General features: G+C 72.3%; 30 protein-coding genes and 1 pseudogene. 20 read left to right on the top strand and 11 right to left on the bottom strand.

Features of this window, described 5'->3' with window-relative positions; genetic code table 11:
* Positions 1-74: 74 nt before the first annotated feature.
* Both ACQPXG_RS37275 and mce read right to left on the bottom strand, forming a co-directional pair.
* Positions 75-1400 carry a DivIVA domain-containing protein gene (locus ACQPXG_RS37275; RefSeq protein ID WP_433463841.1) on the bottom strand — a complete coding sequence of 442 codons (1326 nt, stop codon included), beginning with the start codon at positions 1398-1400 and terminating at the stop codon, positions 75-77.
* A 329-nt stretch (positions 1401-1729) separates the two neighbouring features.
* Positions 1730-2164: a methylmalonyl-CoA epimerase gene (gene mce, locus ACQPXG_RS37270; RefSeq protein WP_433463840.1), complete on the bottom strand. Its 435-nt coding sequence runs from the start codon at positions 2162-2164 to the stop codon at positions 1730-1732.
* Between the two features lie 107 nt (positions 2165-2271).
* On the opposite strand from mce, the gene ACQPXG_RS37265 reads away from it, so the two are divergent.
* Positions 2272-3471 carry an acetyl-CoA C-acetyltransferase gene (locus ACQPXG_RS37265; protein WP_433463839.1) on the top strand — a complete coding sequence of 400 codons (1200 nt, stop codon included), beginning with the start codon at positions 2272-2274 and terminating at the stop codon, positions 3469-3471.
* 163 nt (positions 3472-3634) lie between these two features.
* On the opposite strand, the gene ACQPXG_RS37260 is transcribed toward ACQPXG_RS37265, so the two are convergent.
* Together ACQPXG_RS37260 and ACQPXG_RS37255 are read right to left on the bottom strand one after the other, a co-directional pair.
* Entirely contained in the window at positions 3635-4336 is a 702-nt protein-coding gene (locus ACQPXG_RS37260; protein ID WP_433463838.1) for a DUF4230 domain-containing protein, read from the bottom strand.
* A gap of 34 nt (positions 4337-4370) precedes the next feature.
* The gene (locus ACQPXG_RS37255) at positions 4371-5168 is read right to left on the bottom strand and encodes a DUF2127 domain-containing protein (RefSeq protein WP_433463837.1); all 798 of its coding nucleotides are present in this window, start codon (positions 5166-5168) and stop codon (positions 4371-4373) included.
* A gap of 122 nt (positions 5169-5290) precedes the next feature.
* Here ACQPXG_RS37255 and ACQPXG_RS37250 point away from each other — a divergent pair, with 122 nt between their 5' ends.
* The gene (locus ACQPXG_RS37250; RefSeq protein WP_433463836.1) at positions 5291-5602 is read left to right on the top strand and encodes a DUF3817 domain-containing protein; all 312 of its coding nucleotides are present in this window, start codon (positions 5291-5293) and stop codon (positions 5600-5602) included.
* Here the strand turns inward: ACQPXG_RS37250 and ACQPXG_RS37245 are convergent.
* Together ACQPXG_RS37245 and ACQPXG_RS37240 are read right to left on the bottom strand one after the other, a co-directional pair.
* A complete protein-coding gene (locus ACQPXG_RS37245; RefSeq protein WP_433463835.1) occupies positions 5548-6849 on the bottom strand; it encodes a hypothetical protein in 1302 nt (433 codons plus the stop codon). The genes ACQPXG_RS37250 and ACQPXG_RS37245 overlap by 55 nt on opposite strands.
* Complete coding sequence (locus ACQPXG_RS37240; protein ID WP_433463834.1) at positions 6842-7753, bottom strand: ATP-binding cassette domain-containing protein; 912 nt, start codon at positions 7751-7753, stop codon at positions 6842-6844. Before ACQPXG_RS37240 ends, ACQPXG_RS37245 begins: the two co-directional genes overlap by 8 nt.
* A 410-nt stretch (positions 7754-8163) precedes the next feature.
* On the opposite strand from ACQPXG_RS37240, the gene ACQPXG_RS37235 reads away from it, so the two are divergent.
* From ACQPXG_RS37235 to ACQPXG_RS37225, 3 genes are all read left to right on the top strand, one after another.
* Complete coding sequence (locus tag ACQPXG_RS37235) at positions 8164-9123, top strand: tetratricopeptide repeat protein (RefSeq protein WP_433463833.1); 960 nt, start codon at positions 8164-8166, stop codon at positions 9121-9123.
* A gap of 89 nt (positions 9124-9212) precedes the next feature.
* Complete coding sequence (locus ACQPXG_RS37230; RefSeq protein ID WP_433463832.1) at positions 9213-9371, top strand: hypothetical protein; 159 nt, start codon at positions 9213-9215, stop codon at positions 9369-9371.
* A gap of 102 nt (positions 9372-9473) precedes the next feature.
* A complete protein-coding gene (locus tag ACQPXG_RS37225; protein WP_433463831.1) occupies positions 9474-10877 on the top strand; it encodes an NAD-dependent malic enzyme in 1404 nt (467 codons plus the stop codon).
* On the opposite strand, the gene ACQPXG_RS37220 is transcribed toward ACQPXG_RS37225, so the two are convergent.
* Positions 10874-11491 (bottom strand): hypothetical protein, encoded by a 618-nt coding sequence (locus ACQPXG_RS37220; protein WP_433463830.1) that lies wholly within the window; start codon positions 11489-11491, stop codon positions 10874-10876. The two genes, ACQPXG_RS37225 and ACQPXG_RS37220, sit on opposite strands and share 4 nt — an antisense overlap.
* A gap of 161 nt (positions 11492-11652) precedes the next feature.
* Here ACQPXG_RS37220 and ACQPXG_RS37215 point away from each other — a divergent pair, with 161 nt between their 5' ends.
* Both ACQPXG_RS37215 and ACQPXG_RS37210 read left to right on the top strand, forming a co-directional pair.
* Positions 11653-12228, top strand: a complete 576-nt coding sequence (locus tag ACQPXG_RS37215; RefSeq protein WP_433463829.1) for a YqgE/AlgH family protein — start codon at positions 11653-11655, stop codon at positions 12226-12228.
* A 10-nt stretch (positions 12229-12238) separates the two neighbouring features.
* A complete protein-coding gene (locus ACQPXG_RS37210; RefSeq protein ID WP_433463828.1) occupies positions 12239-12499 on the top strand; it encodes a DUF3039 domain-containing protein in 261 nt (86 codons plus the stop codon).
* 175 nt (positions 12500-12674) lie between these two features.
* Here ACQPXG_RS37210 and ACQPXG_RS37205 read toward each other — a convergent pair whose 3' ends face one another.
* Positions 12675-12827 carry a hypothetical protein gene (locus ACQPXG_RS37205; RefSeq protein ID WP_433463827.1) on the bottom strand — a complete coding sequence of 51 codons (153 nt, stop codon included), beginning with the start codon at positions 12825-12827 and terminating at the stop codon, positions 12675-12677.
* Between ACQPXG_RS37205 and ACQPXG_RS37200 the strand changes: the two genes are divergently transcribed.
* From ACQPXG_RS37200 to ACQPXG_RS37190, 3 genes and pseudogenes are all read left to right on the top strand, one after another.
* A complete protein-coding gene (locus tag ACQPXG_RS37200) occupies positions 12810-13634 on the top strand; it encodes a zinc metalloprotease (protein WP_433463826.1) in 825 nt (274 codons plus the stop codon). The two genes, ACQPXG_RS37205 and ACQPXG_RS37200, sit on opposite strands and share 18 nt — an antisense overlap.
* A 36-nt stretch (positions 13635-13670) precedes the next feature.
* Positions 13671-15413: a DEAD/DEAH box helicase gene (locus tag ACQPXG_RS37195; protein WP_433470118.1), complete on the top strand. Its 1743-nt coding sequence runs from the start codon at positions 13671-13673 to the stop codon at positions 15411-15413.
* Between the two features lie 190 nt (positions 15414-15603).
* Positions 15604-15660, top strand: a pseudogene (locus ACQPXG_RS37190) (SEC-C metal-binding domain-containing protein); the annotation flags it as partial.
* Between the two features lie 71 nt (positions 15661-15731).
* On the opposite strand, the gene ACQPXG_RS37185 reads toward ACQPXG_RS37190, so the two are convergent.
* The 3 genes from ACQPXG_RS37185 to ACQPXG_RS37175 all read right to left on the bottom strand — a co-directional run bounded on the left by ACQPXG_RS37185 (position 15732) and on the right by ACQPXG_RS37175 (position 18267).
* Entirely contained in the window at positions 15732-16253 is a 522-nt protein-coding gene (locus ACQPXG_RS37185; RefSeq protein ID WP_433463825.1) for a gluconokinase, read from the bottom strand.
* Positions 16254-16255: 2 nt separating this feature from the next.
* Positions 16256-16837, bottom strand: coding sequence for an isochorismatase family protein (locus ACQPXG_RS37180; protein ID WP_433463824.1), 582 nt, complete (start codon positions 16835-16837; stop codon positions 16256-16258).
* A 77-nt stretch (positions 16838-16914) separates the two neighbouring features.
* Positions 16915-18267 carry a nicotinate phosphoribosyltransferase gene (locus ACQPXG_RS37175; protein ID WP_433463823.1) on the bottom strand — a complete coding sequence of 451 codons (1353 nt, stop codon included), beginning with the start codon at positions 18265-18267 and terminating at the stop codon, positions 16915-16917.
* Positions 18268-18363: 96 nt separating this feature from the next.
* On the opposite strand from ACQPXG_RS37175, the gene clpS reads away from it, so the two are divergent.
* From clpS to ACQPXG_RS37125, 10 genes are all read left to right on the top strand, one after another.
* Positions 18364-18660 (top strand): ATP-dependent Clp protease adapter ClpS, encoded by a 297-nt coding sequence (gene clpS, locus ACQPXG_RS37170; RefSeq protein ID WP_433470117.1) that lies wholly within the window; start codon positions 18364-18366, stop codon positions 18658-18660.
* A gap of 4 nt (positions 18661-18664) precedes the next feature.
* Positions 18665-19204 (top strand): DUF2017 domain-containing protein, encoded by a 540-nt coding sequence (locus ACQPXG_RS37165; protein ID WP_433463822.1) that lies wholly within the window; start codon positions 18665-18667, stop codon positions 19202-19204.
* A 135-nt stretch (positions 19205-19339) separates the two neighbouring features.
* Positions 19340-20266: an MEDS domain-containing protein gene (locus ACQPXG_RS37160; RefSeq protein WP_433463821.1), complete on the top strand. Its 927-nt coding sequence runs from the start codon at positions 19340-19342 to the stop codon at positions 20264-20266.
* A 50-nt stretch (positions 20267-20316) separates the two neighbouring features.
* Positions 20317-21165 (top strand): MEDS domain-containing protein, encoded by an 849-nt coding sequence (locus tag ACQPXG_RS37155; protein WP_433463820.1) that lies wholly within the window; start codon positions 20317-20319, stop codon positions 21163-21165.
* Complete coding sequence (locus tag ACQPXG_RS37150; RefSeq protein ID WP_433463819.1) at positions 21162-22184, top strand: anti-sigma factor RsbA family regulatory protein; 1023 nt, start codon at positions 21162-21164, stop codon at positions 22182-22184. Before ACQPXG_RS37155 ends, ACQPXG_RS37150 begins: the two co-directional genes overlap by 4 nt.
* 44 nt (positions 22185-22228) lie before the next feature.
* On the top strand, positions 22229-22648 hold the full coding sequence (locus tag ACQPXG_RS37145; protein ID WP_433463818.1) for a Mov34/MPN/PAD-1 family protein: 420 nt from the start codon (positions 22229-22231) through the stop codon (positions 22646-22648).
* A gap of 43 nt (positions 22649-22691) precedes the next feature.
* Positions 22692-22814 (top strand): hypothetical protein, encoded by a 123-nt coding sequence (locus ACQPXG_RS37140; RefSeq protein WP_433463817.1) that lies wholly within the window; start codon positions 22692-22694, stop codon positions 22812-22814.
* 93 nt (positions 22815-22907) lie between these two features.
* Positions 22908-23180 carry a MoaD/ThiS family protein gene (locus ACQPXG_RS37135; protein ID WP_433463816.1) on the top strand — a complete coding sequence of 91 codons (273 nt, stop codon included), beginning with the start codon at positions 22908-22910 and terminating at the stop codon, positions 23178-23180.
* 12 nt (positions 23181-23192) lie between these two features.
* Positions 23193-24140, top strand: coding sequence for a PLP-dependent cysteine synthase family protein (locus ACQPXG_RS37130; protein ID WP_433463815.1), 948 nt, complete (start codon positions 23193-23195; stop codon positions 24138-24140).
* Between the two features lie 200 nt (positions 24141-24340).
* Entirely contained in the window at positions 24341-25135 is a 795-nt protein-coding gene (locus ACQPXG_RS37125) for a thioesterase family protein (RefSeq protein ID WP_433463814.1), read from the top strand.
* Positions 25136-25329 lie beyond the last annotated feature (194 nt).

Here is a 25329-nt window from a genome sequence, read left to right as displayed (position 1 = left end):
GGGTGAGACGGCGGAAAGCCCGGAGACGTTTCACCGCCTCCAGGCTTTCCGTCACGTCCTACCGTCTCAGGCGGTCACTCCTGCCACCAGTCCTCGTCGTCCTCCTCGGACTTCTTGGCCTGGGCCTGCTTGGCGGGCGCGGCCTTCGCGGCCGGCTGCTGCTTCGGCTGGGCCTGCTGCGCCGGGGCCGGCTTCGGCTCGGCCGCCGGGATCGCGGCCTTCTCCGGGGGCGCGGCCAGCTCGGCGTCGCCGCCCATCGTCGGCGCGACGCCGCCGATGAGCTGACGCAGCTGGTTGAGGTGGCTGGTGATGCTGTCGCGCTGCCGGGTGAGCTCGTCGACCTGGCGCTGCGCCGCCGTCCGCACGCGGTCGGCCTCGGCCTTGGTCTCGGCGAGCAGCTGCTCGGCCTGCGCCTTGGCCTCGGCGATCACGTTGTCGGAGTTCTTGCGGGCGTTGGCCATCAGCTGCTTGGCGTGCGAGTCGGCCTCGCGCCGGGTCTGCTCGGCCTGCTGGGTCGCCTTGGCGGCCCGCTGCTCGGCGGACGCGGCCCGCTGCTCCGCCTCGGCGACCAGCTTCTGCGTCGCGGCCTGCGCGTTGGCGTGCCGCTCGGCGTCCTGCCGGTCGGCCTCCTCGCGGCGGGCGGCCAGCTGGATCTCGAACTCGGCCTCGGCCTGGGCGCGCTGGGCCTCGCTCTCCTCCAGGATGCGCTGTGCCTGCGCGCGCATCTCGTCGGCCTGCCGCTTGGCCGTGGTGAGGATCTCGTCCCGCTCGCGCTTGGTGGACGCGCGCAGCTGCGCGACCTCGCGCTCGGTCGTGGTGCGCAGCTTGGCGATCTCGCGCTCGGCGCCGGCCCGCTTCTCGGCGACCTCGTGGTCGGCGGTCGCGCGCAGCTTGGCGACCTCGCGCTCGGTCGTGGAGGTCAGCTCGTCGGCCTCGCGGTGGGCGGAGGTGCGCACCTCCTCGGCCTCGCGCTCGGCCGCGTTGCGCATGTCGTCGCCCTCGCGCTGGGCGTTGGCGCGCAGTTCGGCGGCGTCGTTCTCGGCGGTGGCGCGCTGCTCGGCGGCGTCGACCTTGGCCGCGGCCTTGATCTCGTTCGCCTCGGAGCGGGCCGCCTGGACCAGCTCGGTCGCCTGCTCCTCGGCGAGCCGAAGCAGCTGCTCGATGCGGGCGCCTAGACCGGAGTAGGTGGGACGTTCCTGCTCCTGCAGCTGCCGGTGGGCGTCCGACAGCTCCCGCTGCAGGGCCTGGGTCTGCTCGCGGGTCTGCCGCACCTCGTTGTCGAGCGTCTTGATGTGCTCGTCGACCTGGTGCCGGTCGTAGCCGCGAAGCACCACGTCGAACTCGCGCGGGGGCGTGTCTTCAAAGAAGTTGCTGAGCTGGGCGTCGATGTCGGACTGCATGTGGCTCAATCCTGATGTGACGGGGCTACGGGTGGTTCCGGGGACCGGTTGATCGCCTGGCATGAACGGGCGCAGTGCCCCAGACCTCTTCCGGCGAATGAAGCGTACTCCGGACACTGCCGTGTTGGGGGCTCATCTTGACGCGCTGCGTGGAATGTCCCTTTTGTTCGAGCGTGCGGCAAGCCCTCGGGTACCCAGGTGCCGGGGGTGCAAATACACCAGAGGTGTCCGAACGGTCACAGAGCGGCGGTCGGTGCCCGGCCGTCCGCGACCGTGATATCGAACACGTCACGATCCGGTCGCGCCCGCGCCGCGCCCGGCGTACAAGATCATCCGGCGGCCCGGGGCTTCTGCACCAGCTCCGTCAGGACGCCGTGGCAGTCCTTGGGATGCAAAAAGTTGATCAAGGATCCCATGGACCCGTTGCGCGGCGCGTCGTACAGCACCCGCACGCCCTTGCCGGCGATGCCGGCGGCCTCGGCGGCGACCGTCCCGTCCGTGCCGAACGCGATGTGGTGGACGCCCTCGCCGTTCTTCTCCAGCCACTTGGCGACCGCCGAGTCGTCCCGGATCGGCTCGATCAGCTGCAGGTAGCTCGCCGCGCCGTCCCCGGTGTCGTTGATCTTGAGCATGCACTCCCGGACGCCCTGCTCCTCGTTCACCTCGAAGTGGGCGTCGGTGAAGCCGTAGGTCGCCTTGTAGAACTCGACGGTCGCCTCCAGATCGCGACAGGCGATGCCGATGTGGTCGATACGGGTCAGCATGGGCGTTACTCCCTCTCCGACGGCCAGGCGGGGGCGAACGGAACCGGACGGCGGTCCCCTGGGTATGGTGGCAAACGTCGCCGCAGCACCATCCTGGAGGCCCCCACATGACCGCCACGTCCGTGATCGTCGCAGGAGCGCGCACCCCCGTCGGGCGCCTGATGGGCGCGCTGAAGGACTTCTCCGCGGCCGACCTCGGGGCGCACGCGATCAAGGCTGCGCTGGAGCGCGCCGGGGTCTCCGGCGACCAGGTGCAGTACGTGATCCTCGGCCAGGTGCTCCAGGCCGGCGCGGGCCAGATCCCGTCCCGGCAGGCGGCGGTCAAGGCGGGCGTCCCGATGAGCGTCCCGTCGATCACCATCAACAAGGTCTGCCTGTCCGGGCTGGACGCGATCGCGCTCGCCGACCAGCTGATCAGGGCCGGCGAGTTCGACATCGTCGTGGCGGGCGGCATGGAGTCGATGACCCAGGCCCCGCACCTGCTGCCGAAGTCGCGCGGCGGCTACAAGTACGGCTCGGTCGAGGTCCTCGACCACATGGCCTACGACGCGCTCACCGACGCCTTCGACGACATCTCCATGGGCGAGTCGACCGACCGCTACAACGCCAAGCTGGGCATCACCCGCGAAGAGCAGGACGAGTTCTCCGCCCGCTCCCACCAGCGCGCCGCCGAGGCCATCAAGAACGGCGTGTTCGACGACGAGATCGCCCCGGTGGAGATCCCGCAGCGGAAGGGGGAGCCGGTCGTGTTCTCCGCCGACGAGGGCGTGCGCGGCGACACCACCGCGGAGGTCCTCGCCAGGCTGCGTCCCGCGTTCGGCAAGGAGGGGACGATCACCGCCGGCTCGTCCTCGCAGATCTCCGACGGTGCCGCGGCCGTCGTCGTGATGTCCAAGGCCAAGGCCGAGGAGCTGGGCCTGACCTGGCTCGCCGAGATCGGCGCGCACGGCAACGTCGCGGGCCCGGACAACTCGCTGCAGTCCCAGCCGTCCAACGCGATCAAGCACGCGCTCGGCAAGGCGGGCCTGACCGTGGACGACCTCGACCTCATCGAGATCAACGAGGCGTTCGCCTCCGTCGGCATCCAGTCGATGCGCGACCTCGGCGTCGGCCCGGAGAAGGTCAACGTCAACGGCGGCGCCATCGCGGTCGGCCACCCGGTCGGCATGTCCGGCGCCCGCATCGCCCTCCACCTGGCCTACGAGCTGAAGCGCCGCGGCGGCGGCACCGGCGCCGCCGCCCTCTGCGGCGGCGGCGGCCAAGGCGACGCGTTGTTGATTCGTGTTCCGGCCCGGGCGCTCGCCTAGCGGCTCGCGCCCGACCGAAACACGGGCGATCGCTGGCATCGCTCCGGCTCGCCTTGCGGCTCGCTGCGCGATCAGGTTCTCGCAAGCTCGAACCTGCCTTCGGACGCGATCGCGATGGTTCAGGCTGTTGCGTGGCTGGGCCGGTGGCTGATGTCAGTGCGCCTTATTGCGGGGCCGGTGTGATTGTGACGGTCTTGAAGCCCAGGGCCTTGAGCATGTTCTCCAGCATCGACTTGGTGTTGGCGTCGGCGCGTTCCTTCAGGCCGCTCTGGGCGGCGGCCGTCTGGATCTTCTGGGACGCCAGGACGTAGAGCTGCTGCTGGTTGTTCGGGTTGCTGCTGAAGAAGTCGCCGAAGCGGTCGAGCAGGCCGCGTTCGGTGGCGTACACGTAGCTGGTCTTCGAGTCCAGGTTGGTCTTCTCCAGCTCGGCGCGCGGCAGTGTGATGGTCGCGGCCGTCCGGTCGTGGTTGACCTTGACGGCGCCCGAGCCGAGCTTGGAGAAGTCCACGTAGGCGTCGACGGAGCCGTTTCCCACGAACAGCGTCCGCTTGCCGCGCAGGGAGGACGGCAGGAACTTGGCGTCCTTCTCCAGGTCCACGACGACCTGGAAGTTGCCGCTGGCCGCCTCGTAGCGGTGCATGTCGCGGATCGACTTCAGCAGGACGGGTCCGCTGCGGTCCTTCGTCTCCTCCCCGAACGGGTTCAGCCAGCCGGGCAGGCCGCGCAGCACCTGCTGCGCCACCAGCACGAGCGCGATCGTGGCGACGACGAGCACGACGGGGGTGAGCAGGCCGCGCCGGGGGGAGCGGGACCGGCCGGGGGACGACTTGCGGGGTGCGTCGTTCTTCGGTTCCGAGCGAGCCATGTACGGGACATTCCCGGCGAGGGCGCCGGCTACCTCACCCCGTCGGCCCGGGTGCGGCGGGCGACGGGCGCCGCAGGTCGGACTCGTGCGTCGCCTGCTCCACCTCGATCAGCGACTCGCTGCGGAGATGCGCCTCATGGGCGGCCCGGCCGCCGCGGACGCCGAATAGCCGTTTGGTGACGACGATGTAGACGATGAGACCGATATTGAGCACCAGCGCGCCGATGCGCAGCACGGTGACCTTCTCCACCAGCTCGTAGATCTCGATCGGCAGCCCGAAGCACGTGGCGACGACCGCGAAGTACTCGCCCCAGCGCTGCAGCAGCCACAGCCCGACCGCCTCGATCAGCTCGATCGCGCCGTACACGATCAGGCCGACGGCGAGCCAGCGCAGCGTCCGCGCGTCCAGGTCGAAGACGTGCCGGATGGACGTGATCACCTTGGAGTGGTCGAGGTCCCAGCCGATCTGGTCGGCGATCGGGCGCAGCAGCGGGATCTCCTTCTCGAAGATCCGCTCGATCGAGCCGCGGCTGCCGGCGAACCGCCAGACCCCGTACGCGGCGACCAGCACGATCAGGCCCCGGATGCCGCGCTCGACCGCGAAGAACCGCATGATGAACGCGTCCCGCAGCTCCCGGCCGCGCTTCACCAGCGGCGCCCGGTCGGCCGGGCCGGAGCCGTGCGGCTCACCGTGCACGTACGTCCCGCAGCGCAGACAGCGCCACGCATCGCCGACGGGGGACGGGACGACGAGGCGCTCGCGCAGCCTCTCCTCGTCGGGCGCGTAGGTGATGTGCCCCTTGCGTGCGCAGGTCAGCAGGCTCCAGTCCACGCGGACACCCTAGACGTCCGTGATGCCCGGTACATGTCACGGTTCGTGCACAGTCGTGTGATCAACGTCATACGAGGGGGCGAAACCCCGGGCCGAGGGCGATCCGTTGACGCCGCGTGGACATGATTCGTGTTTTCCGGTTCGTCTCCGTCGCCGAGGCGGTCTCGTTCCTTCTCCTGCTGCTGGTCGCGATGCCGCTGAAGTACGGGGCGGACGCCCCGGCCGGCGTCCAGCTGATGGGGCCGGTGCACGGAACCCTGTTCTTGGCGTATGTCGCCCTGGTCTTCCTCGTCCGCGGACAGCTCCGCTGGGACGGCAGGCGCACGGTCCTCGCGCTCGGCGCGGGCGTCCTCCCGGTCGCCCCGTTCTTCGTGGAACGTCACTGGACCCGGCGGGCCGCCGAGCCCACCGCGGAGCCGGCCGGACGGGCCTGAGCCTTCGCCGGGGGGCGGAAGTCGTCCGGGCCGAGCGTGCAGGAGCGGTACTCGGCGAAGTGGAGGCGCAGCCAGGCGCGGCGGCGGTGCTCGGTCCAGGCCGCGAAACGGCGCGCCGCGCGCGTGCCGGGGGGCGAGGGGGGGTCGTCTCCCAGGAGCCACGCATCGACCAGAGCCTGGTAGCCGTTGGGGTTCGTGCAGGCGTCGGGGTCTTTGAGTCCATCGCTGATCTGCCGGACGGCCCGGGCCGCGTATCCGGGGGAGAGGTCCTCGTCGAGGTGGACGGCGGCGACGCCGTTCACCACCGCGACGGCCGCCCACGCGGGGCGCTGCTCCACTTTCGTGAACGCGCCGGGAGTCCCGTTCAGCCGGGCGGCGAGCGGGGTGGCCGCCGCCATCAGCGGGGGCAGCGCCGCCCGCAGGGCCGGATGCACGCAGACGGTCAGCGGCCACCGCCGGCACACCTGTTCGGCCGGGACCGGGGCGACGGTTCCGGCGCCGGAACCGTGCAGGCCGAGCGTGGCCGAGACGGCCGCGGCAATGGCCGCCGTCAGGGGGAGGACGATCAGAAGCCGCCGCGTCACCCACAGCACGTAGCCGAGGATCAGAGCGGTGGTCAGCCCGGCCGCCCAGAGGACCTGGTCGGTGAACACGGCGGGCCGCAGAGTGGTGAACAGCTCGATCCGGGGGAACGCGGCGGGCGGCAGCAGGCTCCACCACGACACGCCGGGGACGCGCAGGGCGGCCCACAGCGACGTCACGGCGAGGACCAGGGCCGCAGTGGTGCGGTGCGGGACGACGCGGCCTGTCAGGTAGCCCGCGACGACATGCAGCACGAGCGCGCCCGCGCCGGCGACGACGCCGAGGGGATGCGGATGCCCTGCCTGCCCCTGCACGACGGTGACCCCGACGACCAGCACCGTGACCGCGGCATAGGAGACCAGCACCGCGGACGACAGGAGCAACAGGTCGAACAGCACGCCGGTGGCGGGTGAGCGGGCCGTGAGGCCGCGCAGGTAGTCGAGCGGCCGTTCCCGGACGGCCGTCCACGCGGCCAGCCCCGCGGCGGCGGGGCCCAGGAACCGGACGGCGTTGACCAGCGCGACGACGGTGTTGTCCCAGTAGGCGACGGACGTGGACAGCGACAGCCCGGCCGCCGCCGTTCCGAGCAGGGTGAGGACCGGCACCGCGATCAGCAGTGCCGTGCGACGGGCGTCCAGCCGGAGCACCCGCCCGAGGTCAGACACCGGTGGCGCTCCCGGCGGGCGGCCGCCCCGCCCTCACCCTCGTCAGCTGCGGCAGCGTGAGCTGCGGCAGGGACACCTGCGGCAGCGCGACGCGGGGCGGCGCCGGCCGTCCGGGGCGGCGCCGGCTAATCGCGTCGGCGGCCTGCGGTTCGAGGGCGGTCTGCGGCCCGCGGACGCCGCGCCGGTCGGCGGCGGAGCGGCCGCGGCGCGCGGCGGCCGAGTGCGTGGGCTGCTCGGTCAGCTTGCCGCGGGTGAGCGTGAACAGGCGGTCGCACCAGCCCGTGAGCGTCTCGGTGGCGTCGGCGGTGACGACCACCGTCGGCGCCAGCGAGCGCAGGACCGGGATCAGCTCGGCCATGGCCGCGGTGAGCGTCAGCCGCCCGGGGCCCTCGAGCCCGGTCGGCCACGGCTCGGCGGCGGCGCACAGCTCGCCGAACGGGTCGTCCAGGAGCACGAGTTCGGGCTCGTGGACGCAGGCGGCGGCGAGCCCGGCGCGCAGCCTGACCTCCGGCGGCAGCAGCGCCAGCTCCGTCCCGGCGGCCTCGGTCAGGTCGAGGCGCCGCACCATGGACCGCGCGGCGGACGTGCTCATCCGCTTGTAGTACGCCGCGTAGGCGACGAACTCGCCGGCCGTCATGTTCTCCGCCCGCGAGAACCGCGCGGGCAGATAGCCGATGCCGGCCCGGGCGGCCCGCTGCCCGGCGGCATTCGTTATGTCGTGTCCGAGAATGTGCAGCGCGCCGGCATTCGGCCGGCGCAAGGTCGCGAACGTGGCCAGCAGAGTGGATTTACCGGCACCAGGTGGACCGGCCAGGCCGACCACGCCTTCGGGCACGCCGAAGGTCACCGGGCGCAGGAGCCACCGCCCCCCGCGGCGGACACCCATTCCTCGGGCCACGATCACGGAATGCTCCGCGATCACAAGTGTTTCCCCCCGTTGCTCGTCATGCGGTCGCGGCGGCCGGACGGTGCGCTCCGGGCGCCGGTGGCCTCGGGTCCCCCAACCCGCCACGCGGCGCCCCCGGGCCGGACCGCCCCCCGGCGGCGCCGGCACCGGTCGCTTTTGCCGGGCCGCGATGCATCGACATCGTGACTATAACCGGGCTTGGTGATGGCTGTCAGCAATCTTTTTGCCTTTACAGCAGGACGTCTGGATTCTTTGCCCGCCACGCCGGACAGGAGAATTCAAGAAAGGCGGATAATTCTCTGGAAATGCCGCGGACCCGGACGGGCCGGGCGGCCGGCGCGGGCGGCGCGCTCCGCTGAGGGCGTACGGGCGTACGGCAGGGCGCGGTCATGGGGCAGGATGGACCCATGCCTTCTCAGGACTTTTCGTTGCACGGGGCCATCGACCTGGGGGCGCGCCAGGCCGCGGCAAGGAAGCAGCAGGAGCGCCGGGCGCAGGGCGGCGCCCCGCCCGCCGGCGCGGCCGGCGCGGCCGGCGGGCCGTACGTCGTGGACGTCACCGACGAGACGTTCAACACCGAGGTCGTGGAGCGGTCGCAGTCCGTTCCCGTCCTCGTGGACTTCTGGGCCGAGTGGTGCGGTCCCTGCAAGCAGCTCGGCCCCATCCTGGAGAAGCTCGCCACCGAGGCGGCCGGCAAGTGGATCCTGGCCAAGGTCGACATCGACGCGAACCCGCAGCTCGGCGCGTACATGCAGCAGATGGGCGTGCGCGGCATCCCGTTCGTGGCGGCGGTCGTCGGCGGCCAGCTGCTGCCTTTCCTCAACGGTGCGGCGCCCGAGCCCCAGGTCCGCCAGGCCATCGACCAGCTCTTCGACGCGCTCCGCAAGGAGGGCATCCTGCCGGACGCCCCCGAGGGCGAACAGCCGGACGCCGGCGCGGCGGACCTCCCCGCGGTGGACCCGGTGTACGCCCAGGCCGAGGACGCCCTGCAGAAGGGCGACCTGGACGCCGCCAAGGCCGCGTTCGAGCGGATCCTCGCCACCGACCCCGGGGACGGTCAGGCCAAGCAGGGGCTCGCCCTGGTCGGCCTCAGCCTGCGCGTCCGGTCCCTGGATCCCGAGCGTGTGCTCCAGGAGGCGGCCGAGAAGCCCGGCGACGTCCAGGCCCAGATCAGCGCATCCGACGTGGAGATGGTGTCCGGGCGCATCGACGAGGCGTTCGAGCGGCTGCTGGGCGCGGTGCGGCGCGGGGCGGGCGACGACCGCGACGCGGCGCGCAAGCACCTGCTCTCGCTGTTCGAGCTGATGCCGCCGGACGACCCGCGCGTCGGCAAGGCCCGCCGCGGCCTGCAGTCCGCCCTGTTCTGACCGGACGGCCGGCCCGCGCCGCCCGCGAAACGGCCGCTGAACGGGAGCGATCTGGGACGACCGGGACACCGGACCCCGATGTTGAGCGTATGCTCGATGACAATGACCGCGCCCGGACGGCCTCCGTGAATCACTTCTACGGGGCCGGCCCCGCCGATCCGCGGCTCTACCACCTCGTGATCGACACCACGAGGCCGCCCGTGCCCGCGACCGTCGAGCTCATCGTCGTCGCGGCCCGGGCTTTTTGAGTCGCGGGGCGGGACCGGGCCGCGGCCCCCGGACGCGCCGTCCACGTCGGGAACGGCGCGCGCGCGGGACCGGACAGACCCGTAACAAAGGGAGCTTTAGTCGTGGCGAGCGTGCCAAGCGTGTCGTACTCCATCACCGTCCGGCTCGAGGTCCCGGCCGGCGGCAGGGCCGTCAGCCAGATCACCCATGTGGTCGAGAACGCCGGCGGCATCGTCACGGCCCTCGACGTCAACACCGCCGGCCACGAGACGCTGCGCATCGACGTCACGATCGCGACCCGCGACACCCAGCACGCCGAGGCGATCGCCGGCGCGCTGGAGAACATCGAGTCGGTCAAGATCCACAAGGTCAGCGACCGGACGTTCCTGATGCACCTCGGCGGCAAGATCGAGATGCAGTCCAAGGTGCCGCTGCGCAACCGCGACGAGCTGTCGATGGCCTACACGCCCGGCGTCGCCCGCGTCTCCCTCGCCATCGCCCGCAACCCCGAGGACGTCCGGCGGCTGACGATCAAACGCAACAGCGTCGCCGTCGTCACCGACGGCTCCGCGGTGCTCGGCCTCGGCAACATCGGCCCGGAGGCCGCGCTGCCCGTCATGGAGGGCAAGGCGGCGCTGTTCAAGCGGTTCGCCGGGATCGACGCGTGGCCGATCTGCCTGGACACCCAGGACACCGACGAGATCGTCCGGACCGTCCAGATCCTCGCGCCCGCGTTCGGCGGGATCAACCTGGAGGACATCTCCGCGCCGCGCTGCTTCGAGGTCGAGGCCCGGCTGCGCGAGCTGCTCGACATCCCCGTCTTCCACGACGACCAGCACGGCACCGCGATCTGCGTCCTCGCCGCGCTGACCAACGCGCTGCGCGTCGTCGGCAAGGACCTCGGCGCGGTCCGCATCACGATGGCGGGCGCGGGCGCCGCCGGCACCGCCATCCTGAAGCTGCTGATGCACGCGGGCGCCCGCAACCTCGTCGTCTGCGACTACCGTGGCGCCGTGCACAAGGGCCGCGACGACCTGGACGACTCGCTCCGCTGGATCGCCGAGCACACCAACGCCGACGGCTACTCGGGCGACCTGCGCGGCGCCGTGAAGGACGCCGACGTCTTCATCGGGGTGTCCGCCCCCGGCATCCTGGACGGCGACGACATCGCCACGATGAGCGACGACGCGATCGTGTTCGCGCTCGCCAACCCCGAGCCCGAGGTGTCGCCGGACGAGGCCCGCGAGCACGCCGCCGTGGTCGCCACCGGCCGCAGCGACTACCCCAACCAGATCAACAACGTGCTGGCGTTCCCGGGCGTGTTCCGCGGGCTGCTGGACGCCCAGGCCGACGGTGTCACCCTCGACATGCTCGCCGCCGCCGCCACGGCCCTCGCCGAGGTCGTCACCCCGGACGAGCTCGGCCCCAACTACATCGTGCCGAGCGTCTTCCACCCGGAGGTCAGCACCCGCGTCGCGGGCGCCGTCCGCGAGGCCGCGGGCGGCCGTCCCCGCACGGAGGCCTAGGAGTCCTTCTCGGCGGCGAACATCCGCTCGCGGCGGCGCGGCCAGATCCCGCCGTACCAGAAGATGATCACACCGGTGAGGATGACGGCGCCGCCGGTCGCGGCGCGCGCCCACAGGACGGCGTCGGGACCGGTGTGCGGCAGCTTGCCCGGCGGCGTCTCGCTCGGCGCGGCGCCGCCCGCCTTCTTGCAGTTCGCCTTGACGGTGTCGCTCTGGATCCGCTTGTTCGCCCAGTTGACGGTCACGCGGGTGCTGCGGTCCTCGCGGAGCTCGACGGCGACCGTCCGGGTGGTGCCGGGCCCGATCTTGCCGGGGATCGCGGCGGTGTCGTCGTTCTTCTCGATCGAGAAGTCCTCGCTCCGCGTCCCGGTGTTGCGGACCCTGACGTTCACGGTGCGGGCCGGGCAGGACACCGACCCGATGGTGGCGGTGACCGGTCGCGCGGACGTGCCGGACGGGCTCGGCTTCGGCGAGGTGCCGGAGGGGCTGGGGCTCGTCGACGAGGTGCTCGACGCCGGTGACGCCGATCCGTCCCCGTCGAACAGCGCCGGGATCGCGATCAGCGCCCCGATGACGATGAACACGGCGGCGATGACGACCCTGGGCAACTGCATCGCTGTCCTCCCGGCGCGCACCGAAGCGGGTGGCCGATGATCCTAGATCATTGTTAACCCAGGACCTTGTGGTGCCGATATCCCCATCGATAGGAATGCGTAACAGGCTAACGAGCGGAGGGGCGTGCCGCCGGAGGTCCGGGCAACGCATCATGGAACCCATGGAAGACGGCATCAGGGTGGGGCTCCTGCTGGTGGCGACCCCTCAGCTGGAGGATCCGAACTTTCGGCGGAGCGTCGTCCTGCTGGTCGAGCACGACATGGACGGGGGCACGCTGGGCGTTGTCCTCAATCGGCCGACCGAGGTTCCGGTCGGCCGAGTGCTGCCGCCGTGGGCCGAGCTCGCCACCGGACCGGCCGTGGTGTTCCAGGGCGGCCCGGTCGCGCTGGAGAACGCGCTCGCCCTGGCCCGCCTTCCCGGTGAGGACGAGCCGCTCGGATGGCGCGCCCTGGACGGCGGCACCGAGGTCGCCAGGGTGGGTCTCGTCGACCTGGAGGCCCCGCCCGGCCTGCTCGCGGCCGAACTGCTGCAGCTGCGGGTGTTCGCCGGATACGCCGGCTGGTCGCCCGGGCAGCTGCGCGCCGAGATCGAGGAGGGCTCGTGGTACCTGGTGCCCGCCGAGGCCGGGGACGTCTTCGCCGGCGACCCGGACCGGCTTTGGCAGGAGGTCCTGCGCCGGCAGGGCGGTGATCTGGCGTTCGTCTCCACTTTTCCCGAGGACCCCACGCTGAACTAAGGTGAACGACGTGAGTACGAAGATCCTTCCCGACAGCGACACCCAGAGCGATGTCAAGCCGGACCTTTCGCACGGTGACGGCGACCACGAGCGGTTCGCCCACTACGTGAAGAAGGCCAAGATCACCGAGAGCGCGGTGACCGGCACGCCGGTGATCGCGCTGTGCGGCAAGGTCTGGGTGCCGAACCGGGATCCGAAGAAGTACCCCGTCTGCCCGGAGTGCAAGGAGATCTACGAGTCCATGAAGCCGGGCGGCGAGGGCGGCGAGTGACCGGCCGCCGAGCGGCGGCCGAGGGCGTGCCGCCCGCTTAGGCGTGCGCGCGCGGAGGTCCTGCGGCATGACCGCGGGGCCTCCGCTCCTGGGGCGTTTCTGACATACGGGGGATGAAATGCGGCGGTTGGCCGGGGTTTCGCTGTGCGCACTGTTGGTTACAGTGTGTAGTACTTCAGGTTCGGTAGGTGAGCGGTCGCAGGTCCGGGCCGTTCCGGTCGCGCGCGACGACGGGTGCGTGCACCCGCCCGCCGCGCGGCGGGTCCGGCAGCACGACCGAGGGGGCCTGGGGCACGACCAGGTCGTCGGCATGCTCGCCGATCTCCACCGGAGGCTCCTCGACCGGTTCGGGACGTCCGACGAGGCCCGCCTCGACTCGACACGGCGGACGGCGCGGCGCCTCGTCGTCCCGGTGCGGTTCCATGTCGTCCACAGCGGACGAACGGGGTGGATCCCCAAGCGCGTCGTCAAGCGGCAGATCTCCACCCTGAACGCCGCATACAGCGGGAAGATGGGAGGCGCGGACACCCGCGTGAGGTTCCGCCTGACCGGCTACGACCACGCCGACAACCCGGGCTGGTTCCGTCACCCCGAGCGCTACGAGACCCCCATGAAGAAGCGCCTGCGCCAGGGCGGCCGCGGCACGCTCAACCTCTTCACCGCGGCAGTGGGGTCGGACGTGCTGGGCTTCTCCACGTTCCCTCAGTGGTATCGGCGTGCACCCGGCAAGGACGGTGTCGTCATCGACTATCGCAGCCTGCCGCACGGGTCGTACGCGCCGTTCAACCACGGGTTCACGGCCGTCCACGAGATCGGGCACTGGCTGGGCCTGATGCACACGTTCGAAGGAGGCTGCGCGCCGCCCGGCGACGGAGTGGCCGACACTCCGTACGAGGCGGAGGCGGCGCAAGGATGCCCGCAGTACCGCGACACCTGCCCGCAGCGGGGCCGCGATCCGGTGCACAATTTCATGGACTACGCCCACGACGCCTGCATGCGGGGCTTCACCGCAGGTCAGGGCCAACTGGTGCGGGCATCCTGGGCGGCGTACCGGGCCCGGCGGCACGGCCGCCACCGTGTGGATCTCGGCACACGTGAGGCGCGTGCGGCACGATCTGTCGGTGGGGCTCGGTAGCCTTCGAGAACCGTGAGTACCTTCGCCGCATCGAGCATGCCTCCCGCGTTCCCCGAGCGCGCCGCCTGGGGGACCGCGTCGTCCCTGCGCGCCTGGCAGCAGCAGGCGCTGGAGGCGTACTTCGGGACGGACGGCACCGAGCCCGGCCCGCGCGACTTCCTCACCGTCGCGACGCCCGGTGCCGGTAAGACGACGTTCGCGCTGCGGCTCGCCCGCGAGCTGATGGAGCGCCGCGTCGTCTCGGCGATCACGATCGTGTGCCCCACCGAGCACCTCAAGCGGCAGTGGGCCGAGTCGGCGGCCCGCGTCGGCATCAGGATCGACCCCGAGTACCAGAACGGCCAGGGGCCCGTCGGCAAGGACTTCCACGGCGTCGCCGTCACCTACGCGACCGTCGCCGCGCGCCCGGCGCTGCACCGCAACCGCACCGAGTCGCGCAAGTCGCTCGTCATCTTCGACGAGGTGCACCACGCGGGCGACGGCCTGTCCTGGGGCGACGCCGTCCGCGAGGCGTTCGAGCCCGCGACGCGCCGGGTGGCCCTCTCCGGCACGCCGTTCCGCACCGACATCAACCCGATCCCGTTCGTCCAGTACGAGGAGGGGCCGGACGGGGTCCGCCGCAGCCGGGCCGACTACACCTACGGCTACGGTCCGGCCCTCGCCGACGGGGTCGTCCGGCCGGTGATCTTCCTGGCGTACGCGGGGGAGATGCGCTGGCGCACCCGCGCCGGCGACGAGATCACCGCGACCCTGGGCGAGCCGCTCACCCAGGACCAGACGGCCCAGGCGTGGCGGGCCGCGCTCGATCCGAAGGGCGACTGGATCAAGCAGGTGCTCGCCGCCGCCGACCGCCGCCTCACCGAGCTGCGCCGCGTCATCCCGGACGCGGGCGGCCTGGTCATCGCCACCGACCACGAGGCCGCCCGCGCCTACGCCAAGATGCTGCGCGCGGTCACCGGCCAGGGCGCCACGATCGTGCTGTCGGACGACCCGGGCGCGTCCAAGAAGATCAAGCAGTTCGGCGAGACCGACGACCGCTGGATGGTCGCGGTCCGCATGGTGTCGGAGGGCGTCGACATCCCGCGCCTGTGCGTCGGCGTCTACGCCACCTCCACCAGCACGCCGCTGTTCTTCGCGCAGGCCATCGGCCGTTTCGTCCGGGCCCGCAAACGCGGCGAGACGGCGTCGGTCTTCCTGCCGTCGGTTCCGACGCTGATGGGCCACGCCGCCGACATGGAGGAGGAGCGCGACCACGTCCTCGACCGTCCCGTCCGCGAGGACGGCCTGGACGACGAGCTGCTCGCCGAGGCCAACCGGCAGCAGGACACGCCCGACGTCGGCGAGGAACTGCCGTTCGAGACGGTCGAGGCGTCCGCGACGTTCGACCGCGTCCTCTACGACGGCGGCGAGTTCGGGATGAACGCCGAGCCGGGCTCCGCCGAGGAGGAGGAGTTCCTCGGCATCCCCGGCCTCCTCGAACCCGACCAGGTGTCGGCCCTGCTCCGCAAGCGGCAGGCCGACCAGATCGCCAACGAGCGCAAGCGCAAGACCGGCGACCCCCGCGCCGACCGCACCGCCGCCGAGGACATCGCCACCCTCCGCCGCGAGCTCAACGGACTCGTCAACGCCTGGAACCACCGCACCGGCCAGCCGCAGGGCGTCATCCACAGCGAGCTGCGCCGCTCCTGCGGGGGCCCGCCCGTCCCCCAGGCCAGCGCCGCCGAGATCCGCGAGCGCATCACCAAGATCCGCGAATGGGCCGCCAGGCGCCGCCACTAATTCGGTGGTGTGCGGCCCGTCCGGGCCCCTACGGTCGGCGGTGCGTCATTTCCGAGCGGAGGAGACCGTCATGTACCGCGACCGCGACACCGAGGCGTCCTTTTGAGCGGACCAGCAAGCGCCGCAGGGGGTTCCCTCTAGCGAGAGCAGGGTCAAGCGCGGCGACCGGACCGTAGGCGTCGACACCGAACTGGTCGAGAAGCTCGGCGGCAACGACCCCTGTCCCTGCGGGTCCGGGCGGCGCTTTCCGGCGGTGCTGCCGGCCCACCGGGCGCTTCGACGGCGTGCTCGGCCACTACTACGTTCGCGACTGAGCGGTCAGCGCGGCCGGGGCGTCACGTCCAGTGCCTTGAGGATGTGGGTGACCGTCTCCTCGGGCGTGCCGGTGATGGGGACGGAGACGATGTTCTCGTCCGGTTCCGGGGGTTCGAGGTCGGCGAACTGCGAGTCGAGGAGAGCGGCGCTGAAGAAGTGGCCCTTGCGGGCTCTCATGCGGGCGGCGATCGTCTCGCGGTCGCCGTCCAGCAGGACGAGGCGGACCTCCGCGTGCCCGCCGGTCAGCAGGTCGCGGTACCGGCGTTTGAGGGCGGAGCAGCTGACGACGCCGGGGCGGCCGACGGCGAGGCGCTCGTCGATCCAGGCGGCGATGGCGCGGAGCCAGGGGAGGCGGTCGGCGTCCGTCAGCGGGTGGCCGGAGCGCATCTTGGCGATGTTGGCCTCGGAGTGGAACGCGTCGGCCTCCGCGTAGTCCCAGCCCAGGCGTTCGGCGAGGAGCGCGCCGATGGTGGACTTGCCGCTGCCGGACACGCCGGCGACCAGGATGACCTCGGGGTCCGTCATGGTCAGGCGGTCACGACCGGCGCGCCGGACAGGACGACGCCCTCCTGCGCGAGCTCGTCGAGGGCCCGGTCGACGGTCGTCTTGCTCACTCCGGCGGTGAGGTCGAGCAGGACGGTCGTGCGGAGGCCCGCGCGGGCGGCGTCCACGGCGGTGGCGCGGACGCAGTGGTCGGTGGCGATGCCGACGATGTCCACGGCGTCCACCCCGCGGGAGGCGAGCCAGTCGGCGAGGGGCGTCTCGTCGTCGGCGGAGCCCTCGAAGCCGCTGTAGGCGGCGGTTTCGCGGCCCTTGCTGAACACGGCCTCGATGGGGGCGAGGGCGAGGTTGGGGTGGAAGTCGGCGCCCGGGGTGCCGATCACGCAGTGCGGCGGCCAGGTGTCGGCGAAGTCGGGCCGGTCGGAGAAATGCGCCCCGGGGTCGAGGTGGAAGTCGCGCGTCGCCACGATGTGCGCGTACTCCTGCCGGTGCTCGGCCACATGCGCGGAGACGGCGGTGGCCACCGCGGCGCCGCCGGCGACGGCGAGCGACCCGCCCTCGCAGAAGTCGTTCTGCACATCCACGATGATCAGAGCCTTCTTGCCCACGACCGCTCCCTCTACCGGTTGCCCCGCCGGTTCTGAACCCGACCGTACCTCAGCGTTGTGCCCGCGCGGAGACGTCGTCAACGGCGCGGGCCGCCGTTGACGAACTCGGTGGGGACGGCGGGTTCTCCCTTGGAGAGCTGGAGCGCCGTCGGGGGCAGTTCCGCGACCGACCGCGCGTGCCGATCCCTGGCCTCGCGCAGCGACTCGCGTCCGACGACCTCGCCGTCCCGCACCAGCGGTACCTGGAGGACGCGGTCGCGGCGGCCGGGGGTCGGCTCGGTGGTGAACACGGTCTCGGCGTAGGCGATGCCGTGGCCGTCCACGCGGCGGACGGCGGTCTTGCGTCCGCCGCGGCTCGGCTTGCCCGGGGAGCGTTTCGCGACCGGACGCATGGGCGCGTCCTCGTCGGGGCTGTCCGACCGCGCGACGAGCTTGTAGACGAGGGAGGCGGTGGGGGCGCCGGAGCCGGTGACGAGGGACGTCCCCACGCCGTAGCCGTCGACCGGCGCCGAGCCCAGGGCGGCGATGCCGTACTCGTCCAGGTCGCCGGTCACCACGACGCGCGTGTCGTGCGCGCCGAGGGAGTCGAGCTGGTCGCGGACGCGGCGCGCCATCACGCCGAGGTCGCCGCTGTCGATCCGGACGGCGCCGAGCGACGGCCCGGCCAGCTCCACCGCCGTCCGGACGGCCCGTTCGACGTCGTAGGTGTCGATCAGCAGCGTCGTGCCGTCGCCGAGCGAGGCGAGCTGCGCCTTGAACGCGTGCCGCTCGCTGTCGTGCAGGAGGGTGAACGAGTGCGCGGAGGTCCCGGCGGTCGGGACCCCGTAGAGCCGGCCCGCCTCCAGGTTGGACGTGGTGGTGAACCCGGCGATGTAGGCGGCGCGGGCGGCGGCCACGGCCGCGCGCTCGTGGGTGCGCCGCGACCCCATCTCGATGATCGGCCGGTCCTGCGCCGCCTGCACCATCCGGGACGCCGCGGACGCGATCGCGCAGTCGTGGTTGAGGATCGACAGCGCGAGCGTCTCCAGCAGGACCGCCTCGCCGAACGTGCCCTCGACCACCAGGATCGGCGATTCCGGGAAATAGCAATCGCCTTCGGCGTATCCCCAGACGTTCCCGGTGAAGCGATACTTCTCCAGCCATTGCGCCGTGGGCTCGTCCACGATCCCGTTGGCGGTGAGGAACTCCAGCTCGGCGGGGCCGAACCGGAACCCCTCGATCGCGTCGAGCAGCCGTCCGATGCCCGCGACCACCCCGTACCGGCGTCCGGCGGGCAGGCTCCGCGCGAACACCTCGAAGACCGCGCGCCGGCCGGCCGTCTCGCTGTGCAGCGCGGCCTGCAGCATCGTCAGCTCGTACTGGTCGGTCAGCAGGGCGGTGCCGTCACCAAGGTCCACAAGTGGCACCTTAAGGCCGACTGCGGGCACCATGGGGGTGCGGGCCGTCACACCCCGGCGGGGCGTGGCACATAACATCGGATGCGGTGGGCTGCGCGTAGAGAGGGGGAGATCCGGCCAATGAGCGCCATGAGCACGGCGCCCGCACCGGTCGAGCTGGAGCGTCCGGACGTAGCGGAGGACGTGAGCGCCGACCGGCCCTGGCTGGCCATCGTCTGGAACGACCCGATCAACCTGATGTCGTACGTCACGTACGTGTTCCAGGCGGTCTTCAGTTATCCCAAGACCAAGGCCGAGAAGCTGATGCTCGACGTGCACCACAAGGGCCGCGCGGTGGTGGCCAACGGCACCCGCGAGGAGATGGAGCGCGACGTGGAGATCCTGCATTCCTACGGCCTGTGGGCCACGGTGAAGCGGGACGACTGAGCCGATGAGCCATGTGAAGAAGACCCGCGAGGGCATCAGGGTGCGGCTTGAGCCCGAGGAGACCGCGCTCCTGCGCGCCCTGATGGAGCAGATGCTCACGCTCCTGGGCGACGCGCCCGGCGCGGATGACGAGCTCGCTTCCCTGGGCATCGCCGAGAACGCCACGACGCCGGACGACCCGGTCCTGGCCCGGCTGTTCCCGGACGCGTACCGCGACGACGGCGAGGCCGCAGGGGAGTTCCGCCGCTACACCGAGATGGGCCTGCGCGACGGCAAGCGCGAGGCCGCCGGGACGGTCCTCGGCGGGCTCGGCGACCCGCACGGCCAGAAGCGGACCGAGACCTTCCTGGACGAGAAGCAGGCGCAGGAGTGGCTGCGGGCGCTGAACGACGTCCGGCTGGCGCTCGGCACCCGGCTGGACATCACCGAGGACTGGTACGAGGAGGCGGAGGGCATGGACCCGCGGGACCCCCGCGCGCCCATGTTCGCGGCCTACGACTGGCTGACCATGCTCCAGGAGAGCCTCGTCCGGGTCCTTTGGTAGGCCGTCCCGGCGTCCGCACCCGGCCAGAGCGGGCATCACCGATCGTCGGGACGCCGGTGCGGAGCGTTGTTAGCGTTGCGTCCCGGGGGGAGTGACGGCCCGCAGCGGCGGGCCACCGACCACTCGGAGGCGTCCATGCCCGCAGCGAGGACCCGCGTCAAGCCGGTCGGCGCGATGGAGCTCGGGGACCATCTGGCCCTCGTCTTCGACAACGAGGAGGAACGCCGGTCGATCATGGCCGGCTACGCCCGCGACGGCGTCGGCGCGGGGCACAAGGTCATCTATATCTCGGACGGCGTCTCGGCGCCCGAGGTCCTCGACTGGCTGCTCGCCGCGCGCGCGGAGATCGCCGGGCCGGCCGCGGACGGTGCTCCGGTCGATCTCGCGGAGGCGATGGAGTCCGGCCACTTCGTCGTCCGCACGGCCGAGGAGACGTTCCTGGCGAGCGGCAGGTTCGACCCCGGCGCGAGCCTCCAGCTGATGGCGACGGAGATCGACCTCGCGCTCGTCCAGGGCTACACCGGGGTGCGGATCGCGGGCGAGGCGAGGTTCTCGCTGCGCCGCTGGCCGGGCACCGAGCAGTTCGGCGACTTCGAGCGGATGCTGGACGAGATCTTCATGACCACCGATCTGCAGGCCATGGCGATCTGCCAGTTCGACCGGCGCTGGTTCGACGAGGTCCGGCTCGCCGAGGTCGAGGCCAGCCACATGGGCCGCGTGCGCGCCGACGACTACTACGACGACGGCTCGCTGCGGATCACGCCGATCTTCAGCCCGCCGGGCGTCGCGCTGGCCGGTGTCGTGGACGCCGCGACCCGCCCCGCCGTCGCGGCCGTCCTGGAGTCGATCAAGACCCGCACCGGCCTGCTCTGCCTCGACCTGGGCGGCCTGACCGCCTGCGACCCCGCCGGCCTGCGGCTGCTGACCGGCGCCGACGGTGCCGGCGGGCCGGGCGGCAGGGGGCTGCTGCTGCGATCCGTGCCCGACGCCCTGCACACCCGGCTCCACGCCGAGGGCCTGGACGACGCGCCCGGCGTCGCCATCGAGCGCAGCTCCGGCTGACCCGAGCGGCAGGCGAGCGACGTCCCGGCACTCTCGACCGAGGAGGTCACGTGGGTTTCGGTCAGGTCCGCGAGGGCGGCGACCCGGCCAGCGCGGTCGGGGGCATGCGGTTCGGTGACCACCTGTGCCTCGCCTACGTCAACGACGCGGAGCGCCGCGCCGTCCTCGCGGCGTTCCTCGGCGCCGGGCTGAGGGCCGGCGACGCCCTGGTCTACCTGGTCGACGACGAGCCGGCCGAGGCCGCCGCCGCGCGGTTGCGGGACCCGTTCGGGGCGGCGCTCGACGATGGCCGCCTGGTCGTCCGGGCCACGGCCGAGACCGATCTCGGCAGGGTGATCGAATCGGCGCTGGACCGAGGCTGCCCGGGGGTCCGCGTGACCGCCGAGGCGTCTCCGTTCCTGCGCGGCTGGCCGGGGACCGAGCGCTTCACGGCGTTCGAGGACGCCGTCCACCGCGCGGTCGGGCCGGGCTGCCGCGCGATGGCGCTGTGCCAGTTCGACCGGCGCTGGTTCGCCGGCGGCCACCTGTGCGAGATCGAGGCGCGCCATGGCGGGCAGGCCCGGGCCGACGCCGTGTTCGACGACGGAGTGCTGACGATCGTGCCGCTGTTCGCGCCGCCCGGCCTGCGGTTGTCCGGGGCGATCGACGAGTCGACCCTCCCCGCGCTGGTCGCGGCGCTGCGCGACGTCGACCCCCGCGCCGCGCACATCTGCCTCGACCTGTCCCGGCTCGACTTCTGCGATCTGGCCGGCCTGCGCGCCCTGATCGACGCCAACGAGACGAGCAGTGTCATCGGCAGGCAGGTGATCCTGCGGTCTATGCCGGACTGCATGGAGCTGATGATGCGGGCCGCGGGCTGGAACACCGTGCCCGGCATCGTCGCGGAGGCCGCGCGGTGAACGCGCCGTCGGGAGGCACGGGCCTTCCCCTCACGGGTGACCGGGCGCTGCCGGGAACCGGCCCGGAGGCCGGCCGGGACGTGCTCGTCCACCGGGCGCTGCTCTACCGCTCCCGGCAGGAGTTCCTTCGGACCGCCGTGCCGTTCTTACGGGCCGGGCTTCATGCGGGCGATGTCGTCGTCGTCATCGTGAAGCCGCCGGTGTCCGCCGAGCTCCGCGAGCGGCTCGGCCCAATCCGCGGGGCGGGGCGGCGCGCCGCCGGAGTCGAGTTCATCGACGCGGCGGAGTGGTTCGGCGGCCCGATGCGGACGCTCGCGTCCAGCCATGACCGGGCGCGTGACGACTGGTGGCCGAACGGGAGGCTGCGGCTGCTCGCCGAGCCCGTCTGGGACGGCCGGACGCCTCTGGAGACGCGGGAGTGGATGCGCCACGAGTGCCTGCTGAACGTGGTGTTCGCCGGCACCCCGACCATGATCGTGTGCTCGTACGACGTGTCGGCGCTGCCGCGGCACGTCCTCGACGGCGCGGCGCGCACCCATCCCGAGCTGGCCGGGCCGGACGGGGCGACCGTGAGCGAGCGGTTCACCGATCCCGCCGAGTTCTACGCCGACTGCGACGCGGCCCCGCTGGCCCCGCCGCCGGCGGACGCCCGCCGGGCGGAGTTCGCGGCCGGCGGGCTGCCGGGGCTGCGGGACCTCCTGACCGCCGAGGCCGCCCGGCACGGCCTGCCCGGCGACCGGACGCTCCAGTTCGTCCTGGCGGTGAACGAGGTCGCGACCGGCATCGTCCGGGACCGCGGTGGCCGCGGCTCGCTCTGGGTGTGGGCGGAGGACGGCGACCTGATCTGCGACGTCACCCACCCGGGGCGCGCCCTGACCGGGCGGTACCCCGGGCACCTGCCACCGGAGATGCAGGACGGCGACGTCGCGATGTGGGCCGTCCGGCGGCTGTGCCACATCGTGGAGATCCGGTCGGGCGTGCGCGGCACGCGGATCAGGATGCGCGTCAGGACCGGCTGAGACCGGGTGCGTTCCCGGCGCCGCGCGGCGGATACCCTTCGGGCATGCTGACGATCGAACGGGCCCTGGTCGACCAGATCATCGCGCACGCGCGCGCGGACCACCCCGACGAGGCCTGCGGCGTCATCGCCGGCCCCGCCGGCTCGGATCGCCCCGTCCGGTACGTCGCCATGGTCAACGCCGAGCGCTCCCCGACCTTCTACCGGTTCGACTCGCAGGAGCAGCTGAAGGTGTGGCGGGAGATGGACGACCGGGACGAGGAGCCGGTGGTGATCTACCACTCGCACACCGCGACCGAGGCGTACCCGTCCCGCACCGACATCTCCTATGCGTCCGAGCCGAACGCGCACTACGTGCTCGTCTCGACGCGTGAGGACGACGCGACCGAGTTCCGGTCGTTCCGGATCGTGGACGGCGAGGTGACCGAGGAAGAGGTCGCTCTTGTGGACTCCTACGAGGGCTGAGGCGGCGGGGAGCGGCGCTGACGCGGCCGGTAAACTGGCCGGCATGTGGACGAGCGGGCATGGGACGGGCGGCGTGCGGCGCCGCGCCGGGTCCGCCGCCGTGCCACCCGTGCAGAGCTTCCTGTTCGGGCACTCTCGCGCCGAGGTCGTCTACGACTGTCGCTGACGCGCTGATCACGCCTGGAATCAACCCGCTGCCCGCCCGGTTGTGACGCGAGAGGGCGGGAAGCCCCGTACGACGTAGAAGGAGATCACCGCGATGGCGATCGAGGTCCGGATCCCGACGATCCTGCGCAACCTCACCGATGGCGCGAAGGCCGTCGAGGGCAAGGGCGGCACGCTCGACGAGCTGTTCGCCGACCTGGACTCCCGGCACGCCGGCCTGCGCGGCCGGCTGGTGGACGACAAGGGTCTGCGCAAGTTCGTCAACGTCTACCTGAACGACGAGGACGTGCGCTTCCTCGGCGGGCTGGAGACGCAGGTCGCCGACGGCGACAACGTCACCATCCTCCCGGCCGTAGCCGGCGGCTGAGCCGGGCCGGACATGCGTTTCGACTCACTGCTGGACTCGCTCGGCCGCACCCCGCTGGTCGGGCTGCCGCGGCTGTCGCCCAGCGAGGACGTGCGGCTCTGGGCGAAGCTGGAGGACCGCAACCCCACCGGCTCGGTGAAGGACCGGCCCGCCTTCTACATGGTCGAGAAGGCGGAGAAGGAGGGGCTGCTGACCCCCGGCTGCACCATCCTGGAGCCGACGTCCGGCAACACCGGCATCTCGCTGGCCATGGTCGCCAAGCTGCGCGGCTACGAGATCGTCTGCGTGATGCCCGAGAACACCTCCGCCGAGCGCCGCCAGCTGCTGGAGATGTGGGGCGCGCGGATCATCTTCTCCCCGGCGGCGGGCGGCTCGAACGAGGCCGTCCGGGTGGCGAAGGGGCTGGCGGAGGAGAACCCCGACTGGGTGATGCTCTACCAGTACGGCAACGAGGCCAACGCGCTCGCGCACTACGAGACGACCGGCCCGGAGATCCTCGCGGACCTGCCGTCGGTGACGCACTTCGTCGCCGGGCTCGGCACGACGGGCACGCTGATGGGCGTCGGCCGGTTCCTGCGCGAGCGGGTGCCCGGCATCCGGATCGTGGCGGCGGAGCCCCGGTACGGGGAGCTGGTGTACGGGCTGCGCAACATCGACGAGGGCTTCATCCCCGAGCTGTACGACGACTCGGTGCTGACCACCCGGTTCTCGGTCGGCTCCCGGGACGCGCTGCGCCGCACCCGCGAGCTGCTGGAGCAGGAGGGCATCTTCGCGGGCATCTCGACGGGCGGCGCGCTGCACGCGGCGATCGGGATGGCGAACAAGGCGGTCAAGGCCGGCGAACGCGCCGACATCGCGTTCGTCGTCGCCGACGGCGGCTGGAAGTACCTGTCCACCGGCGCGTACGGCGGCACCCTCGAAGAGGCCGAGGCCCGCCTCGAAGGCCAGCTCTGGGCCTGACCGGCCGCCGCTGCACCCGACCCGCCTCCCGTACGCCTGCCCTGGCATGTTCGGGGGGCGGTCCGGCACGGTAGAGTTCGTTCTCGAACGTGATTCTAGAATCGTGCCGGTCCTCCGGCCGGCGCGGTCGACGCGGGAGAGCGCGGATGGGCGATGGCGAACCGGGGGGCGTGGGGGCTCGTCCTCCCACAGGAGGAGAGATGAGCGGGTTCGGCGAGGCGACGGCCGTCGAGCGGGTCGGCGAGGGGCGCTACGAGGCCGTCCTGGACGGCGGCTACGGCATCGGCGAGGCGCTCAACGGCGGCTACCTGATGGCCGTGCTCGCCCGCGCCGCCGTGGACGCCTCACCGCACGAGCACCCGGTCTCCACCGCGGCCAACTTCCACCGCGTCGCCAAGGCCGGCCCGGCCCTGCTGCTCGTCGACTCGCGCAAGGAGGGACGCACGGCCGCCTCGTCCTTGGTCACCCTCCTCCAGGACGACCGTCCCGTCGTGGACGCGCTGATCACGACCGGCACCCTCGACCCCGCTGCCGAGCCCGGCTACGCCGCCGGGCCGCCCGCCATGATGCCGCCGCTGGAGGAGTGCACCGACTTCCAGCCGCCGACCGGCGGCCGCGGCTTCGCCGACCGGGTCGACATGCGCTTCGACCGGACCACGATGGGCTGGCTCGACGGGCAGCCGAGCGGGCGTCCCGAGATCCGCGCCTGGTTCCGGCACCGCTGCGGCCACGAGCCCGACGGCTGCTCCCTCGCCCTCGCCGTGGACGCGCTGCCCCCCGTCGCGCTGAACCTCGGCGCGCAGGGCTGGGCCCCGACCGTCGAGCTGACCTGGCACATGCGGGCGGTCCCGGCCCCCGGCTGGCTCGCCGTCCACGGCACCGGACGGCTCCTGTCCGACGGCTGGTTCGACGAGGAGGTCGAGGTCTGGGACACCGCCGGCCGCCTCGTCGCGCAGAGCCGCCAGATCGCCCGCGTCCCCCGCGCCCGCTCCTGAGCCGCGTGACGAGATCCACCGGTCTCCTGTGGGGGACGACCCCCCTCACCCCCCCGCAAGAGCCAGCCGACCCGGCTCCCTCCGCTCCGCTCCGGGGGACCGGTCGGCGTTTCGGCGCGTCAGACGACCGGATCGCGCGTCCCGGGCGTGAGCTGGACGGTTTTCCGGCACGTGACGATGTGATGTCCAACGCA

This window comes from Spirillospora sp. CA-128828 (assembly GCF_050945415.1).
Classification (GTDB): domain Bacteria; phylum Actinomycetota; class Actinomycetes; order Streptosporangiales; family Streptosporangiaceae; genus Spirillospora.
This window is presented reverse-complemented; position numbering and strand designations above follow the sequence as displayed.